The following is a 13,155-nucleotide window of genomic DNA, read 5'->3' as shown; positions in this document are numbered from 1 at the left end:
CTATTCTCTCCCTAATCAGGCCGTGCGGGCTTCGGTGGACGCAGCCTGGGCCTCGCGGGCCTCGGCCTTGATGCCCGAGCGAACGGTCATCGCGATGTTGAACGCCATGATCAGCATGCCGGCGAGGAAGAACCCGCCACCAATGGCGCGCACCACGTACGGCTTGTGCAGGAACACCACCGACTCGGTGAAGGTGTAGGCAAGGTTCCCGTACTGATCGAAGGCACGCAGCATCAGACCCTGACCGATACCGGCCACCCACATCGCGGTGATGTACAAGACGATCCCGATGGTCGCCAGGAAGAAGTGCACGTACACCAGCTTCAGGCTGTACAGGTTCACGTTCCACAGGCGCGGCATCAGGTGGTACAGGGAGCCGAAGGTGATCATCGCCACCCAGCCCAGCGCACCGGAATGCACGTGGCCCACGGTCCAGTCGGTGTAGTGCGACAACGCGTTCACGCTCTTCAGCGACATCATCGGACCTTCGAAGGTCGACATGCCATAGAACGCCAGCGCGGTGATCAGGAACAGCATGATCGGGTCGGTGCGCAGCTTATCCCAGGCGCCCGACAGGGTCATGATGCCGTTGATCATGCCACCCCAGGAAGGCAGCAGCAGCAGGATGGAGAAGGTCGCCGCCAGGGTGGAGACCCAGTCCGGCAGGGCGGTCCAGTGCAGGTGGTGCGCGCCCACCCACATGTACAGAAAGACCAGCGCCCAGAAATGGATGATGGACAGCTTGTACGAGTAGATCGGACGCCCGGCCTGCTTCGGCACGAAGTAGTACATCATCCCGAGGAAGGCCGCGGTCAGGAAGAAGCCCACCGCATTATGGCCGTACCACCACTGAGTCATCGCATCCTGCACCCCAGAGAAGATGGAGTAGGAATGCGGGTGGAACAGACCCACCGGCACCTGGATGTTGTTGAAGACGTGCAGCAGCGCGGTCGCCAGGATGAAGGCCATGAAGAACCAGTTCGCCACATAGATGTGCGGCTGGTTCCGGCGCAGCAGGGTCATCAGGAAGACCATGAAGTAAGCCACCCAGACAACCAGGATGATGATGTCGATCTGCCAGTTGAATTCGGCGTACTCGCGGCCCTGGGTGATCCCCATCATGTAGGTGATCACGCCAAGGATCAGTGCCAGGTTCCACCCGTAGAAGGTGAAGCTCGCCATGGAATCACTCCACAGGCGGGTCTGACAGGTCCGCTGAACCACGTAATACGAGGTGGCGAACAGCGCGTTACCCCCGAACCCGAAGATCACGGCCGTGGTATGGACCGGACGGAAACGCCCGAAGGTGATCTGCGCGATATCGAAATTCAGGAACGGGAACGCCAGTTGCGAGGCGATCCAGACGCCGGCGGCCATCCCGAACACGCCCCAGAGGACGGCGGCAATGGCAAACCGCTTGATAATCGCGTAGTTGTACTGCTCGGAAGTCGCGACTGACGCTGCGGGTGCGGCACCCGCCGTAGTGGCTGCTTGTGACATGACTTTTCCACCTTGCTGCGGGGAACACGGATGTCCCGATGGTTCGGGGGCGTGAACTCTACCCCATTCCGGGCCCACAAAAAACCAATACCGCCTGTGTCACTCGGATATTGAGTGCGATTGGCGGAACTTTTGACCGCTTCGATAATACATCGGTCATACACCTCCAGGCGAGAGGGCGCCGGGCCGATTCGTTGATCTGGATCAACGAATCGGCTGGACCGGGATCACCCGCCCCGCCGGGCGCGATGGCGGCGGGGCATCCGGCACCCAGGCATGGCCATAGACCACCTCCCAGGTTGCCGGAAGGCGACCCTCCACGCCGAAGTCGCGCGCGTAGGCCTCGGCCACCGCAACCAGGCGGCGCGGACCGAACAGTCCGGGCGACCGGCCCGACAGGGCATTGCGCACCCCAACCCCGCGCAGGTCACGAATCAACCCGGTCAGATCCGGGTAGGTCAGGGTCAGGGCCTCCTGGTCCATCACCGGATCGGCAAACCCGGCGCGCACCAGGGCATCGCCAATGTCGTGCATATCCATGAAGGCGTTCACATGCGTCCCCGCCCCACCGTCCACCGTCGCGAAGGCGGCCCGCAGCTCACGCAGGGTGTCAGGACCGAAGGTGGTGAACATCCACAGCCCGCCCGGGCGCAGGATACGCCGCACCTCCATGAAGGCCTGATCCAGGCTGGCGCACCACTGCAGGGCGGAACTGGAAACCGCCAGGTCGAAGGATTGCTCCGCCAGCGGCAGCGCCTCGAGATCGCCGCAGACCACCTGCGGCCGGCGCAGCCAGCGCCCGCGGCGGCGCGCCCGCGCGACCATCTCCGGGGCGAAATCGACCCCGGCCAGGCGGGCTTTGCGGTAGCGGCGGCTCAAGTGGTCCAGGGCCTCGCCGATGCCGCAGCCGAGATCCACAACCTGTTCCGGCTGCATGCGAACCCAGTCCAGCCGCCCCAGCATTCGCTCCTGCACCTCGCGCTGCAGGACTGCGTGCTCCTCGTAGGTGGAGGCCGCCCGCGCGAAGGCCTCGCGGACCCGCGCCTTGTCGAGATCGAAACTGTCGGGTCGGCTCATGCGGATTTCCCTGCGCTGCACTGATTCAAGAACTCGACGACCAAACCGGCCAAGGATTGCGGGCGCGCGAACCACTCCGCGTGGCCGCCCACGCCGCGGACGACCCGACTGGCGGGTCGCAGCCTGTGCAGGTCGTCCGCCACGGCGGCCGGCACCAGCGCATCGCCGGCCTCCAGCCAGGCCGCCGCCGGCACCTCCAGGCCCGCCCAGACGGACCGAAGATCCGCCGCCTCCAGTAGCGCGAGGCCGGCCTCCAGGCCCTCGGGCGAGGCTGGAGCGGCCTGTAACTGCAACACCAGCCGGCGGGCGAGCGAAGCGGCATCCTGGCTGCCACGTGCACAGAGCATCGCCAGGCGGCGCTCCAGCCGCCGGCGACCACCCCCGAGGGCTGCACGAAAATCTTCCAGCTCGGCCGGGGGCAGGGCCGCCGGCCAGTCGTCGGCCTTCGCAAAGCGCGGCGAGGCCCCGATCAGCAGCAGCCCCTGGGGCCCCGACCACTGGCGCGCGGCGGCCAGCGCGACCAGGCCGCCCAGGGACCAGCCCGCCCACACCGGACACTCGACATCCGCTGGCAGCGAAGCGATCAACGCCGCCGCGGTGCGCTCGGCATCCGCCAGCGTCTCGCCATCGCCGGCGGCCCCGTGCCCGGGCAGGTCCGGCGCCAGCACCCGTGTCACACCCGGGAGCGCGGCCCGCAGCGGCGCCCACACCGCGCCAGAGAAGCCCCAGCCATGCAGGAGCACCAGCGTCGGAGCACCGCCCTGCGATTGCGCGGCAGGCACGTCAGCGCCCTGAACGGCGGCCACCGGCTTGCGTATCATGTGCGGTCGAATCCTCTCGCCAATCCGCGCAGGCAGGCTGACCGCTCATGGGCATCACAATCGGCATCATCATCGCGTATCTACTGGGATCGCTTTCCACGGCCATTCTGGTCAGCAAGCTGCTGCGCCTGCCGGACCCGCGCACCACCGGCTCGAAGAACCCCGGCGCCACCAATGTACTGCGCTCGGGCGGCAAGACGGCGGCCATCATCACGCTCATCGGGGATGTCGGCAAGGGCTGGCTGCCGGTGTTCGTCGCCCTGCAACTGGACCTGTTCCCCGGCTGGGCGATCGGCCTGATCGGCCTGGCCGCCTTCCTCGGGCACGTGTTCCCGGTGTTCTACCGCTTTCAGGGCGGCAAGGGCGTGGCCACCGCACTGGGCGTGATGCTCGCCATCAGCCCGCTGGTCGGCGGCCTGGTCCTGCTCACCTGGCTGGTCGTTGCCGCCATCTGGCGCTATTCGTCGCTGGCTGCCCTGGTCGCCGCCGGCATGGCCCCGGTGTACATGGTCCTGCTGGGCATGGACCACTGGATCAGTGCCGCCGTGGCCCTGATGAGCGTGATCCTGTTCATCCGTCACGACAGCAACATCCGCCGCCTGATGCGCGGGGAGGAATCGCGGATCGGCCAGAAGGACAAGGCCCCGGCGGCGCCGAAGGAGTAACCCTTCGGCCTGCGGACGGGTTTACAGCCCCATCCGCAGCCCCCTTCATGCCGCCGCGGGCGGCGCCAGCTCCGCCAGCGGCCAGCGCGCCCGCGCCGCCACCACCGGCGCCCCGGTTTCCGCCACCTGGCCAGCCTGCAGTCGCCGCAGGCCGGCCAGCGCGATCATTGCCCCATTGTCGGTGCAGAATTCGGGCCGCGGGAAATACACTGGCACCCCCTGACGCTGCGCCATGGCCTTGAGCCCGGCGCGCAATGTCGTGTTGGCCGCCACGCCACCGGCGACCACCAGCGCCGGGGCCCCGGTTTGCTCCAGGCCGCGCCGGGTCTTCTCCACCAGGGTGTCGGTCACCGCTTCCTCGAAGGCGCGGGCGACATCCTCCGGCCGGTAGACCTGTTTCTTCAATGCGGTCAGCACCGCGGTCTTCAGACCGGAGAAGCTCATGTCCAGCCCCGGGCGGTCGAGCATCGGGCGCGGCAGGCGCAGGGCGTCCGAGCGCCCCTGCTCGGCCAGACGCGCGAGCGCCGGCCCACCCGGATAGCCCAGCCCCAGCAGCTTGGCGGTCTTGTCGAAGGCCTCGCCCGCGGCATCGTCGATGCTCTCGCCGATCAGGTCGTAGTCGCCCAGGGCACGCGCGTGAATCAGCTGGGTATGCCCGCCGGAGACCTGCAGCACCAGGAACGGGAAATCGAGCCCGGTATCCTCCAGAAACGGCGCCAGCAGGTGGCCCTCCAGGTGATGCACGGCCAGCGCCGGGATGCCCCAGCCCCAGGCCAGGGAGCGCGCCACCGAGGCCCCGGTCAGGAGCGCCCCCAGCAACCCCGGCCCACCGGTGTAGACCACCGCATCCAGGTCGTGGCCGTCCACGCCCGCCTCGTCCAGCACCGCGCGCACCAACGGCAGCAACCGCTGGATATGATCGCGCGAGGCCAGCTCCGGCACCACGCCGCCGTAGACGGCGTGCAGGTCAGTCTGGCTGTACAGCCGGTGCGCAAGCAGGCCCCGGTCCGCGTCGATCAGCGCCACACCCGTCTCGTCGCAGGAAGTCTCGATGCCCAGTACGATCATTGCGCAAGCATGCCGGGTTTCACGGGCCGCACCAAGCAGCCCCTGTGCGTCCGCGCCATTGCGTGGGGGCAAGCGCTCACAGTCGCCCCCGGCGATCCGGGATCCCGTCCAGCGGCAGATGTGCACAATCGCGGCCCAGGGCCATCACCTGAAAACGCTCGCCCATCTCCCCGGGCAGCGTCAGCATGCGCACGGCCTGGGCGGCCTGCATGGTCACACGGGCATCCTCGCCGCTGCCGACGCGGGCCTCGAAACGCCCTGGCAGCCCCGCCCCCAGCAGGAATTCGCCCTGCGCGGCATAGGCCAGCACGTCGAGACCCGCGGCGTCCGCCGCCTCTGCAACCCCGGTGAAATCCACGCTCGCGGTCAGATCCATCAGGCCCGGATAAGCCAGCGGGTCCTGGATCATCTGCTGGCGGTAATACCCCACCAGCGTACCCTGGTGACGCTCCGGGGCGTAGTAGGCGCTGCGCGGAAAGCCATAGTCCACGATCACGGCGACCCCCTGCTCCAGGAAGTCGGCCAGCGCGGTCACCCACGCGGCCTGGGCCGGGCGCCATTCGGAGAGGTAGCCCTCGGGCCACGGGCCATGCTCGGCCTGGAGCCGCGCCACCGGCTCGGCGAGGCCGGGCGGGGCCGGGCGCTCGGCCAGGCTCAGGGTGCCGGCGGCATCGGTCGTGATCCCGACCTGCCAGACCCGGCCTTCACGCCAGCGGAAGAGCTCCACCGGCAGGGCATCCAGGACCTCGTTGGCCAGCACCACACCGCGCAACGGGGTCTCGGGCAGGGCATCCAGCCACGCCACCCGGGCGTACTCCGCGGGTTCAAGCGCAGCCTCCAGGTGGACCTGCTGCCGCGCCCGCAGGTCCGGACTGACCTCGACGATCCAGTAGCGCTCCCACGCCACCCCGAGTTCGCGCAGCGTGGTGATCACATCCCCCGCGAGCCGCCCGCTGCCGGCGCCGAATTCGAGCAGTGTGCCGGTGCCGTTCAGATCGTCCCGCAACACCGGGGCCAGCCAGGTCGCCAGGGTCTCGCCGAACAGGGGCGACAGCTCCGGCGCGGTGACGAAATCGCCCCCCTCGCCCAGCTTGTGGGCCCCGTTCACGTAATAGCCAAGCCCCGGCGCATACAGCGCGGCCTGCATGTAATCGACGAACGGAAGGAACCCCTCGCCGGCGACGACACTCTGTTGCAGGGAGGCCTGCAGACGCAGGGCGATATCGGCGGCCACCGGATCGGCCGGGGCGTTTGTGCTAGGTTTCGGCGGCATCATGACGACGAATGGTACCAACCCGGGGGCAGGCGTGACGCAGGTACAATCCGACAGCATGGACACGACTGCCGGGGAGGCACGGGTGGTGCTGGTCACCGGGGCCGCCCGGCGGGTCGGCGCAACCATCGTGCGCGGGTTGCACGCAGCCGGGTTGCGGGTACTGATCCACTACCGCGGCTCGCGCACGGATGCCGAAGACCTCGTCGCGGAACTGAACGCGAAGCGCCCGGACAGCGCCCGCGCCCTGCAGGCCGACCTCCTCGACCTGGAGGCTATCGAACGCCTGGCGCGCGAGGCCGAGGCGGCCTGGGGCCGCCTGGACTTCCTGGTCAACAACGCCTCGACCTTCTACGCCACCGCCGTGGGCGAGATCACCCAACAGAGCTGGGACGACCTGATCGGCTCCAACCTGAAGGCCCCGACTTTCCTCACCCAGGCCTGCAATCCGGCGTTGCAGCGTGAGCAGGGCGCGGTCGTCAATATCGTCGACATCCATGCGCTGCGCCCGCTAAAGGGCTTCCCGGTGTACTCGGCGGCCAAGGCCGGTCTGTGGGCGCTGACCCAGGCCTACGCCCGCGAGCTGGGGCCGGACGTGCGGGTCAACGGCGTTGCCCCCGGCGCGATCCTCGCCCCCGAGGAGGCCGAAAACACTGGCACCCACGAGGCAATGATTGAACGCACCGCACTCAAGCGCGAGGGAAGCCCGGAGGACATCGCGCGCACCGTGCGCTTCCTGCTGCTGGACGCGCCCTACATCACCGGCCAGGTGATCCCGGTGGACGGCGGCCGGTCGGCATCGCAGTAGCCGCGCCCCCGTCCCGCCGCGCTACACTGGTCCCAACCGAGCATTTGCGCCAGGAGACTGCAGCATGATCGATTCCAAACGCTTCGACGACCTTGCCCGCCGCATCACCGAAAGCCTGCCGGAGTCGGTACGCCACATGCAGGAGGACGTGCAGCGCCAGGTCCGCTCGTCGCTGCAAAGCGGCTTCGAACGCATGGACCTGGTGACCCGCGAAGACTTCGACATCCAGGTGGCCCTGCTGGAACGTACCCGCGAACGCCTGGCGGAGCTGGAGGCGCGCGTCGCCGCGCTGGAAGCCCGCCCGAGCGACGAATCCGGGCAGTAACCACCACCTGAATCCACCCGCCGGGCACGGATGCCGGGCGGCAGAACGGAGGGGCACGGATGCCCGTCACTATCGCCTACGCCCGCGCCATCGACGGCATTCACGCCCCGCTGGTCACCATCGAGACCCACCTGGCCAACGGGCTGCCCGCCTTCCAGATCGTGGGCCTGCCCGAGGCCGCGGTGCGCGAAAGCCGTGATCGCGTGCGCGCGGCGATCCAGACCAGCGGCTTCGAGTTTCCACGGCGCCGCATCACCGTCAACCTGGCCCCCGCCGACCTGCCCAAGGACGGCGGCCGCTTCGATCTCGGCATTGCGCTGGGCATCCTGGCCGCCAGCCAGCAGATCCCGGGCGCAGCGCTGGCCCGGCACGAGTTTCTCGGCGAGCTGGGGCTGGACGGCACCTTGCGCCCGGTGGGCGGCACCCTGGCTGCCGGACTTGCGGCAGCCAACGCCGAGCGGGCGCTGGTGGTGAACCCGGAGGATGGGGCGGAGGCGGCCCTCGCCAGCCGCGCCCGGGTTCTCACCGGCTCGCACCTGAGCGCCGTCTGCGCCGCGCTGGCGGGGCGCGAGGCCCTGGTGCCGGCACAACCGCCCGAGCCTTCCGCACCCGCGCACCCCGACCTCGCCGACGTGCGCGGCCAGCACCAGGCGCGCCGGGCCCTGGAGATAGCGGCCGCCGGCGGGCATCACCTGCTGATGGTCGGCCCACCCGGGAGCGGCAAATCCATGCTGGCCGCGCGCATCCCCGGCATCCTGCCGTCAATGGACGAGGACGAGGCCCTGGAGACCGCGGCCATCCACAGCCTGCGCGGCAGTTCGCACCTGCGCCGGGACTGGCGCGCGCGTCCGTTCCGGTCCCCGCACCACACCGCCTCGGGCGTCGCGCTGGTCGGTGGCGGCAGTACGCCACGCCCCGGCGAGATCTCGCTCGCGCACCAGGGCGTATTGTTCCTCGACGAACTCACCGAATTCAGCCGCTCGGTGCTCGACGTACTGCGCGAGCCGCTGGAGAGTGGCGTCATCCACATCTCGCGCGCGGCCCGCCAGGCCGAGTTTCCGGCCCGCTTCCAGCTGGTCGGTGCGATGAACCCCTGCCCACAGGGCTTCGATTGCGACCTCGCCGAACGCTGCGAATGCACCCCGGAGCAGCGGGCCCGTCACCGCAAGCGCCTGTCGGCACCGCTACTCGACCGGATTGACCTGGCCATCGAGGTCCCGCGTATCCCGCCCGGGGACCTGGCGGGATCGGCCGACGCATCCGAAGACTCGGCCTCCGTGGCGAAACGCGTGGCGCGGGCCCGCAAGGTGCAGCGCGAGCGCCAGAATGGACTGAACAGCGCACTCGATGGCTCAGCCCTGGACCGGTACGCCGCCCTCGGCACGGCTGACCGGGAGCTGCTGGACAAGGCTGCGGAACGCTTCCGGCTCTCCGCGCGGGCCTACCACCGCATCCTGCGGGTAGCGCGCTCCATTGCCGATCTCAACGGCGCCGAGGCGATCGCGACCCAGCACCTGACCGAGGCTCTGAGCTACCGCGCCCTGGACCACTGGCGCACGCAATAGGCGCCGCCAAAGAAAAACCCCGCCCAGGCGATACCTGGGCGGGGTTTTGTAGTGCCATTGCTACGGGGTCGATCAGTCTTCGAACGTCGCCACGTAGACGGCCAGGTCGGCGATGTCCTCGTCCGACAGGTTGGCGGCATTCGGCGCCATCAGGGCGGTCTGGTCGCCAACGGTCTCGCCGGCGCGGTAACGCACCAGCTTGTCGGCAATGTACTCGGCATCACGACCGGCCAGCTTCGGGAACACCGGGGTACCCTGGCCCTGCGCACCATGGCAGGCAATACAGGTGTTGTAACTCGACTGGCCGCGCTCCGCATCGCCATCTTCAACCGCGATGGTGGCAACCGCTTCGGCCTCTTCTTCGGCCGCCGCTTCGCCAGTCTCGGTAGTAGCGACCGGCTCTTCGCCCTCGGCAGCATCTTCAGCGGCGGTGTCGCCATTGCCGTTATCGCTGCCTTCATAGTCGTGATCGACCCCGGCCTGGTCCAGCATGTAGGCGACCACGTCGCGCATCTGCTCGTCGCTCAGGCTGGAATCGCCACCGCGCGCCGGCATGGCGCCGATGCCGTTGATCGAGTTGGCGAACAGGGTATCCAGGCCCTTGTCGTTCAGGCGGTTGCTCCACTCGTCGGTGTCGTCTTTGAGCGGGGCGCCGGAAACACCAGCGTCATGGCAGGCCGCGCAGACGTTCGAGTAGAGGTCGCCCGGGCTCAGGTCCGCGGCTTCCTCGGCGCTATCCACCTGGCCGGACACCACCTGACCGATCGGCGCGATGCGCTGGGCGACGCGCTCGTCACTCACGGTGTCGGGCTGGGACACCTGCATGCCGGCAAGCCAGCCGGCCAGGTGCGACACCAGGAAAAGGACCGTACCCAGCAAGGCCAGGGACGCAATAAACAGCAACACCTTGTTCCCGGTGTCCATCTTGATCGGTTGATTTCCCACTTCTCTCCCTCCGAGATCCCGGCCTTGAGCGGCCATGTGGTGTGCTATTCGAAAGCCCTCGCGCATCAAGCGCAAATCGGGCGCAGAGTATAGGGCATCATGCAAACCACGACCACAAACCGAGTGTGGCGGTCAAATATGGCTGGACGCGTCAAAGCTCGCGCCCGTATCATTGCAGGTCTTGCGCCCGTAGCTCAGCTGGATAGAGTACTGCCCTCCGAAGGCAGGGGTCGCAGGTTCGAATCCTGCCGGGCGCGCCATCATGACGACGAAGAAGGGCCCATTGTATGGGCTCTTCTTCGTTATGCGGATGGATCCCGGAGCCGGACGCCCCCTTCTCCAGCCGAGGCCCGCTGAACGGGACAACCGATCCGCCCCACCATGACAATCCCCAGTCTCTGCACATCGCAGACGACCGCCTTGCCCTCGCACTGCCCGATCAGACAACAGGCCCTACGGCCGCAGCCGGCAGCTCGACCTGCTGACACTGGCTCATGATCTGCATGAGAACGATCACGCGCTCTTCTCCGGTACGGGCGAGAAACAAGGCCTCGCGCCCCTGGAACGGCCCATCCGTGATGGTGACCGGCTGCTGCGGGGCAAAGTCACTGTCACGGGTAAGGTCGAGACAGCCGCTCTCGGGGTCCAAGCGCAGGCGGATCCCCTCGATAACCGGCTCGGGAACCGGCACCGGGCTGGAGCCAAAGCGCACCAACCCAAGCACGCCGCGCGTGGAGCGAATTGGGGCCCAGTTTTCTGCGACGTCGCAAAGCTGTGCGAAAAGGTAGCGCGGAAACAGGGACTCGGTGACGGCGGTGCGACGCCCCCTGCGGCGAATGGGCCGGCGGATCAGCGGCCGGAACGTGCGATAGCCCTGGCGGTCGAGATTCGCCTCGGCGCGGGCTTCTTCCCGGGGTTTGCATTGGATGGTGTACCAGTGTTTCAAGGGGACCTCTTCGCAGCAGTGCGCCGGCAATTGCGCACCAGCCATAGCATCAGCTCACTCTAATGATAGGCCGACTGGCAGCGAACGTGCGTAGTTGCATCACGAAACTGGATGCACAGGGTTGCCGGGGCGATCGGCTACTGCCTTGATCTGGATCAAATTCGGCAGCCCGGGGCAGCGCTAGCTTCAGAGGTGCAACAACACCTCAGGAGAACCCTCATGCTGACCGAAATCATGTTCCAGTCGCCCATCGGCATTCTGACCATCATCACCCTGCTGGGGATCGTGGCCTTCTTTGGCTACGTGGGCTATTACATCATCCACGGCATGCGCCAGGACGAGCAGCGCGAGTAAGACATCCGCGCCCGACGGCCAGCGGCCACGACGGGCGCCCATGAAAACGCCCGCGCAAGGCGGGCGTTCGATGTGCCACTTCAGCCAGCGGGGCTCAGGTGTGCTGGTCCCCGTGGTACAAGCGCACGACGTGCCGGGCCTCGGCGAAGAACAGCCAGCGCTCCATGATCACACCCGCCAGGGCCGCGACCAGGCCGAGCCAGGCCACGATGGCCGGCACGCCGGACAGGATCGCGGCGAACACCAGGATCGGGGTACCGAACGCGAGCAGGAACACGCCCATCTTCAGGGTGTCGGTGGTGTTCTTGCCTGCATCGTAGCCAAACTCGTCGGTCAGGAAGGTACCGGCGGTATGCCCGGTATCCAGCAACCGCACGGTCGCGCGGTTGAAGGTGGTGGCGGTGTTGATGGTCGGGCCGGTCACGCGGGAGATCCAGAAGTAGTAGATCCCCTTGAGGACGCCAGCGATCAGCAGCAGCACGATGGCCACGCCCGCATGCATCGCGGTGGCGTTGCCGAACACACTGGCAATGGCGGCGAAGGCGACGGCACCGGTGGCCACACCCAGAAGGATGTAGTTGGCCGGGGTCAGCGCGGTGTTCCACTGGCGGATGGTCTTCAGGCAGCCGTAGATCATCCCGGTGGAGAACAGCGTGACCACCGCCAGCACGGCGGCGATGGCGCCAGCCACTGCGGCCAACGGACCGACTTCGTGGCCCTGCAGCAGCACGCCGAGGCCATAGATCGCGGCGAACGGGTAGAACAGCACGGCAAATACCGCCTCGCGCGAGAGCCAGGAGGTCTTGAAGCGCATGAAGGAACGCCAGGCGTTCTTCTTGTTCGCCAGGTGGCCGGTGGACAGCATGAGCCCGACGGTGATCATGCCCAGGGCCGCAACCCCGTGCGCGATCAGCTCGCCATGGCTCATGACCGGACCGATGCCCGCGAGATGGAAGGCCACCAGCAACAGGAACAGGCCGTAGCCCGCACCGGAGATGACAGTAAACAGAATGACGGAAAACGCCGGATGCATGGTTTTCTCTCCCCGATCGGGCGCGCTTAGCGCGCCACCATCTTGTTGACCCAGTCCTTCACCGAGGTGATCAGCGTGTTGGCACGCACGTCGTCGGTGGGGATGGAACGGGTGATCCGCGGCGGCAGATAGGTGTTGACCGGCTTGTAGCCAAGCTCGGGCATCTGCTTCACACCGCCACGTTCGCGGACCAGGCGGCTCACCTCGGAGGCGTCGTCATCAAAGTCGCCGAAGAAGCGCGCGTGCGCCGGGCAGGTGATGACGCAGGCGGGCTGACGCTCTTCCGGCGGCAGCTGCTCGTCGTAGATGCGGTCCACGCACAGCGTGCACTTCTTCATCACGCCGTCTTCGCGGTCCAGCTCGCGGGCGCCGTACGGGCAGGCCCAGGCGCAGTAGTTGCAGCCCATGCACTTGTCCTGGTCGACCAGCACGATGCCGTCTTCCGGGCGCTTGTAGGAGGCACCGGTGGGGCAGACGTTCACGCAGTCGGCATGCTCGCAGTGCATGCAGGACATCGGGATGTTGACGGTCTTGTTGTTGGGGTAGTCCCCGACCTCGTAGTGGCGGATGCGGTTGAACCACACGCCGCTCGGGTCCTCGCCGTAGGGGCGATAGTCGGTCAGCGGACCCGTGGTGCCGCTGGTGTTCCACTGCTTGCAGGCCACCGCGCAGGCATGGCAGCCCACGCAGGTGTCCATGTCGATTACGAGTCCAAGTCGCATGGTTGGTACTCCCTCAAATCGTTCGTGCGGGCAAGCCCCGCGATGGCCTTGAG

General features: G+C 67.6%; 14 protein-coding genes and 1 tRNA gene. 6 read left to right on the top strand and 9 right to left on the bottom strand.

Annotated elements, in window-relative coordinates:
• Positions 1-15: 15 nt before the first annotated feature.
• The 3 genes from ccoN to G335_RS0104000 form a co-directional block, all read right to left on the bottom strand.
• A complete protein-coding gene (ccoN, locus tag G335_RS0104010; protein WP_018168906.1) occupies positions 16-1,500 on the bottom strand; it encodes a cytochrome-c oxidase, cbb3-type subunit I in 1,485 nt (494 codons plus the stop codon).
• Between the two features lie 204 nt (positions 1,501-1,704).
• Complete coding sequence (gene bioC / locus G335_RS0104005; RefSeq protein WP_018168905.1) at positions 1,705-2,577, bottom strand: malonyl-ACP O-methyltransferase BioC; 873 nt, start codon at positions 2,575-2,577, stop codon at positions 1,705-1,707.
• Positions 2,574-3,398: an alpha/beta fold hydrolase gene (locus G335_RS0104000; protein ID WP_018168904.1), complete on the bottom strand. Its 825-nt coding sequence runs from the start codon at positions 3,396-3,398 to the stop codon at positions 2,574-2,576. The genes bioC and G335_RS0104000 overlap by 4 nt, the downstream gene beginning before the upstream one ends.
• Before the next feature lie 47 nt (positions 3,399-3,445).
• Here G335_RS0104000 and plsY point away from each other — a divergent pair, with 47 nt between their 5' ends.
• The gene (gene plsY, locus G335_RS0103995) at positions 3,446-4,063 is read left to right on the top strand and encodes a glycerol-3-phosphate 1-O-acyltransferase PlsY (protein ID WP_018168903.1); all 618 of its coding nucleotides are present in this window, start codon (positions 3,446-3,448) and stop codon (positions 4,061-4,063) included.
• Positions 4,064-4,108: 45 nt separating this feature from the next.
• Here plsY and tsaD read toward each other — a convergent pair whose 3' ends face one another.
• Both tsaD and G335_RS0103985 read right to left on the bottom strand, forming a co-directional pair.
• Positions 4,109-5,131 carry a tRNA (adenosine(37)-N6)-threonylcarbamoyltransferase complex transferase subunit TsaD gene (gene tsaD, locus G335_RS0103990; RefSeq protein ID WP_018168902.1) on the bottom strand — a complete coding sequence of 341 codons (1,023 nt, stop codon included), beginning with the start codon at positions 5,129-5,131 and terminating at the stop codon, positions 4,109-4,111.
• 76 nt (positions 5,132-5,207) lie between these two features.
• The gene (locus G335_RS0103985; RefSeq protein ID WP_043689831.1) at positions 5,208-6,407 is read right to left on the bottom strand and encodes a class I SAM-dependent methyltransferase; all 1,200 of its coding nucleotides are present in this window, start codon (positions 6,405-6,407) and stop codon (positions 5,208-5,210) included.
• Between the two features lie 82 nt (positions 6,408-6,489).
• On the opposite strand from G335_RS0103985, the gene G335_RS0103980 reads away from it, so the two are divergent.
• The 3 genes from G335_RS0103980 to G335_RS0103970 all read left to right on the top strand — a co-directional run bounded on the left by G335_RS0103980 (position 6,490) and on the right by G335_RS0103970 (position 9,102).
• Positions 6,490-7,212, top strand: a complete 723-nt coding sequence (locus tag G335_RS0103980) for a pteridine reductase (RefSeq protein ID WP_026304759.1) — start codon at positions 6,490-6,492, stop codon at positions 7,210-7,212.
• Positions 7,213-7,276: 64 nt separating this feature from the next.
• Positions 7,277-7,537 (top strand): ubiquinone biosynthesis accessory factor UbiK, encoded by a 261-nt coding sequence (locus G335_RS0103975; RefSeq protein ID WP_018168899.1) that lies wholly within the window; start codon positions 7,277-7,279, stop codon positions 7,535-7,537.
• Positions 7,538-7,596: 59 nt separating this feature from the next.
• On the top strand, positions 7,597-9,102 hold the full coding sequence (locus G335_RS0103970) for a YifB family Mg chelatase-like AAA ATPase (protein ID WP_018168898.1): 1,506 nt from the start codon (positions 7,597-7,599) through the stop codon (positions 9,100-9,102).
• A gap of 72 nt (positions 9,103-9,174) precedes the next feature.
• Here the strand turns inward: G335_RS0103970 and G335_RS0103965 are convergent, their stop codons facing one another.
• Complete coding sequence (locus G335_RS0103965) at positions 9,175-10,047, bottom strand: c-type cytochrome (RefSeq protein ID WP_018168897.1); 873 nt, start codon at positions 10,045-10,047, stop codon at positions 9,175-9,177.
• A 183-nt stretch (positions 10,048-10,230) separates the two neighbouring features.
• On the opposite strand from G335_RS0103965, the gene G335_RS0103960 reads away from it, so the two are divergent.
• Positions 10,231-10,307, top strand: a tRNA-Arg gene (locus G335_RS0103960).
• Positions 10,308-10,486: 179 nt separating this feature from the next.
• On the opposite strand, the gene rfaH is transcribed toward G335_RS0103960, so the two are convergent.
• Positions 10,487-11,038 carry a transcription/translation regulatory transformer protein RfaH gene (gene rfaH, locus G335_RS0103955; RefSeq protein ID WP_018168896.1) on the bottom strand — a complete coding sequence of 184 codons (552 nt, stop codon included), beginning with the start codon at positions 11,036-11,038 and terminating at the stop codon, positions 10,487-10,489.
• Between the two features lie 174 nt (positions 11,039-11,212).
• Here rfaH and G335_RS14405 point away from each other — a divergent pair, with 174 nt between their 5' ends.
• Positions 11,213-11,347, top strand: coding sequence for a hypothetical protein (locus tag G335_RS14405; RefSeq protein ID WP_018168895.1), 135 nt, complete (start codon positions 11,213-11,215; stop codon positions 11,345-11,347).
• Positions 11,348-11,441: 94 nt separating this feature from the next.
• Here the strand turns inward: G335_RS14405 and G335_RS0103945 are convergent, their stop codons facing one another.
• Both G335_RS0103945 and G335_RS0103940 read right to left on the bottom strand, forming a co-directional pair.
• Positions 11,442-12,380: a DmsC/YnfH family molybdoenzyme membrane anchor subunit gene (locus G335_RS0103945; RefSeq protein ID WP_018168894.1), complete on the bottom strand. Its 939-nt coding sequence runs from the start codon at positions 12,378-12,380 to the stop codon at positions 11,442-11,444.
• Between the two features lie 26 nt (positions 12,381-12,406).
• A complete protein-coding gene (locus G335_RS0103940; protein ID WP_038032074.1) occupies positions 12,407-13,102 on the bottom strand; it encodes a 4Fe-4S dicluster domain-containing protein in 696 nt (231 codons plus the stop codon).
• Positions 13,103-13,155 lie beyond the last annotated feature (53 nt).

The organism is Thioalkalivibrio sp. AKL8, assembly GCF_000380525.1.
Classification (GTDB): domain Bacteria; phylum Pseudomonadota; class Gammaproteobacteria; order Ectothiorhodospirales; family Ectothiorhodospiraceae; genus Thioalkalivibrio; species Thioalkalivibrio versutus.
The sequence above is the reverse complement of the archived record's forward strand: the minus strand, read 5'-3'. Positions and strand labels throughout refer to the sequence as shown.

Coding starts and splice junctions, on each gene's coding strand:
- ccoN (WP_018168906.1), bottom strand. CDS start 1,500: ATGTCACAAGCAGCCACTACGGCGGGTGCCGCACCCGCAGCGTCAGTC.
- bioC (WP_018168905.1), bottom strand. CDS start 2,577: ATGAGCCGACCCGACAGTTTCGATCTCGACAAGGCGCGGGTCCGCGAG.
- G335_RS0104000 (WP_018168904.1), bottom strand. CDS start 3,398: ATGATACGCAAGCCGGTGGCCGCCGTTCAGGGCGCTGACGTGCCTGCC.
- plsY (WP_018168903.1), top strand. CDS start 3,446: ATGGGCATCACAATCGGCATCATCATCGCGTATCTACTGGGATCGCTT.
- tsaD (WP_018168902.1), bottom strand. CDS start 5,131: ATGATCGTACTGGGCATCGAGACTTCCTGCGACGAGACGGGTGTGGCG.
- G335_RS0103985 (WP_043689831.1), bottom strand. CDS start 6,407: ATGATGCCGCCGAAACCTAGCACAAACGCCCCGGCCGATCCGGTGGCC.
- G335_RS0103975 (WP_018168899.1), top strand. CDS start 7,277: ATGATCGATTCCAAACGCTTCGACGACCTTGCCCGCCGCATCACCGAA.
- G335_RS0103970 (WP_018168898.1), top strand. CDS start 7,597: ATGCCCGTCACTATCGCCTACGCCCGCGCCATCGACGGCATTCACGCC.
- rfaH (WP_018168896.1), bottom strand. CDS start 11,038: ATGGCTGGTGCGCAATTGCCGGCGCACTGCTGCGAAGAGGTCCCCTTG.
- G335_RS14405 (WP_018168895.1), top strand. CDS start 11,213: ATGCTGACCGAAATCATGTTCCAGTCGCCCATCGGCATTCTGACCATC.
- G335_RS0103945 (WP_018168894.1), bottom strand. CDS start 12,380: ATGCATCCGGCGTTTTCCGTCATTCTGTTTACTGTCATCTCCGGTGCG.
- G335_RS0103940 (WP_038032074.1), bottom strand. CDS start 13,102: ATGCGACTTGGACTCGTAATCGACATGGACACCTGCGTGGGCTGCCAT.